Origin of the sequence: Streptomyces sp. NPDC051563 (assembly GCF_044454225.1) — a bacterium.
Classification (GTDB): Bacteria; Actinomycetota; Actinomycetes; order Streptomycetales; family Streptomycetaceae; genus Streptomyces.
This window is the reverse complement of record NZ_JBITDL010000072.1, coordinates 2,605-5,110: the sequence shown is the minus strand read 5'-3', so window position 1 is coordinate 5,110 and position 2,506 is coordinate 2,605. Positions and strand designations below refer to the sequence as shown.

The 2,506-nt window shown below is 56.3% G+C and carries 1 rRNA gene (cut by a window edge); it reads right to left on the bottom strand.

Features of this window, described 5'->3' with window-relative positions:
* Positions 1 to 32 precede the first annotated feature (32 nt).
* Positions 33 to 2,506, bottom strand: a 23S ribosomal RNA gene (locus ACIA8F_RS39100) (it continues 721 nt past the right edge of the window).

Genomic DNA, 2,506 nt, shown 5'->3' with positions numbered 1-2,506 from the left:
CTTCAGAACTAACACAGTGGACGCGAGCAACTGAGGACAAGCCCTCGGCCTATTAGTACCAGTCAGCTCCACCCGTTACCGGGCTTCCACATCTGGCCTATCAACCCAGTCGTCTACTGGGAGCCTTACCCTCTCAAGGAGGTGGGAATACTCATCTTGAAGCAGGCTTCCCGCTTAGATGCTTTCAGCGGTTATCCCTCCCGAACGTAGCCAACCAGCCATGCCCTTGGCAGGACAACTGGCACACCAGAGGTTCGTCCGTCCCGGTCCTCTCGTACTAGGGACAGCCCTTCTCAATATTCCTACGCGCACAGCGGATAGGGACCGAACTGTCTCACGACGTTCTAAACCCAGCTCGCGTACCGCTTTAATGGGCGAACAGCCCAACCCTTGGGACCGACTCCAGCCCCAGGATGCGACGAGCCGACATCGAGGTGCCAAACCATCCCGTCGATATGGACTCTTGGGGAAGATCAGCCTGTTATCCCCGGGGTACCTTTTATCCGTTGAGCGACGGCGCTTCCACAAGCCACCGCCGGATCACTAGTCCCGACTTTCGTCCCTGCTCGACCCGTCGGTCTCACAGTCAAGCTCCCTTGTGCACTTACACTCAACACCTGATTGCCAACCAGGCTGAGGGAACCTTTGGGCGCCTCCGTTACTTTTTGGGAGGCAACCGCCCCAGTTAAACTACCCATCAGACACTGTCCCTGATCCGGATCACGGACCGAGGTTAGACATCCAGCACGACCAGAGTGGTATTTCAACGACGACTCCACAACCACTGGCGTGGCCGCTTCAAAGTCTCCCACCTATCCTACACAAGCCGAACCGAACACCAATATCAAACTATAGTAAAGGTCCCGGGGTCTTTCCGTCCTGCTGCGCGAAACGAGCATCTTTACTCGTAGTGCAATTTCACCGGGCCTATGGTTGAGACAGTCGAGAAGTCGTTACGCCATTCGTGCAGGTCGGAACTTACCCGACAAGGAATTTCGCTACCTTAGGATGGTTATAGTTACCACCGCCGTTTACTGGCGCTTAAGTTCTCAGCTTCGCCACACCGAAATGTGACTAACCGGTCCCCTTAACGTTCCAGCACCGGGCAGGCGTCAGTCCGTATACATCGCCTTACGGCTTCGCACGGACCTGTGTTTTTAGTAAACAGTCGCTTCTCGCTGGTCTCTGCGGCCACCCCCAGCTCAGGAAGCAAGTTCCTTCACCAGTGATGGCCCCCCTTCTCCCGAAGTTACGGGGGCATTTTGCCGAGTTCCTTAACCATAGTTCACCCGAACGCCTCGGTATTCTCTACCTGACCACCTGAGTCGGTTTAGGGTACGGGCCGCCATGAAACTCGCTAGAGGCTTTTCTCGACAGCATAGGATCATCCACTTCACCACAATCGGCTCGGCATCAGGTCTCAGCCTTATATGAGGGACGGATTTGCCTACCCCTCGGCCTACACCCTTACCCCGGGACTACCACCGCCCGGGCTGGACTACCTTCCTGCGTCACCCCATCGCTTACCTACTACAAGTCTGGTCCGCCGGCTCCACCACTTTCCTTTCCCCGAAGGGTCCGGAACGGCTTCACGGGCTTAGCATCGCCTGATTCGATATTGGGCGTTTCAAAGCGGGTACCGGAATATCAACCGGTTGTCCATCGACTACGCCTGTCGGCCTCGCCTTAGGTCCCGACTTACCCTGGGCAGATCAGCTTGACCCAGGAACCCTTAGTCAATCGGCGCACACGTTTCTCACGTGTGTATCGCTACTCATGCCTGCATTCTCACTCGTGAACCGTCCACAACTAGCTTCCGCTGCTGCTTCACCCGGCACACGACGCTCCCCTACCCATCACAGCAGGCGTTGGCCCTATTGCTGCAATGACACGACTTCGGCGGTACGCTTGAGCCCCGCTACATTGTCGGCGCGGAATCACTTGACCAGTGAGCTATTACGCACTCTTTCAAGGGTGGCTGCTTCTAAGCCAACCTCCTGGTTGTCTCTGCGACTCCACATCCTTTCCCACTTAGCGTACGCTTAGGGGCCTTAGTCGATGCTCTGGGCTGTTTCCCTCTCGACCATGGAGCTTATCCCCCACAGTCTCACTGCCACGCTCTCACTTACCGGCATTCGGAGTTTGGCTAAGGTCAGTAACCCGGTAGGGCCCATCGCCTATCCAGTGCTCTACCTCCGGCAAGAAACACGTGACGCTGCACCTAAATGCATTTCGGGGAGAACCAGCTATCACGGAGTTTGATTGGCCTTTCACCCCTAACCACAGGTCATCCCCCAGGTTTTCAACCCTGGTGGGTTCGGTCCTCCACGAAGTCTTACCTCCGCTTCAACCTGCCCATGGCTAGATCACTCCGCTTCGGGTCTAGAGCGTGCAACTCAATCGCCCTATTCGGACTCGCTTTCGCTACGGCTTCCCCACACGGGTTAACCTCGCTACACACCGCTAACTCGCAGGCTCATTCTTCAAAAGGCACGCAGTCACGACG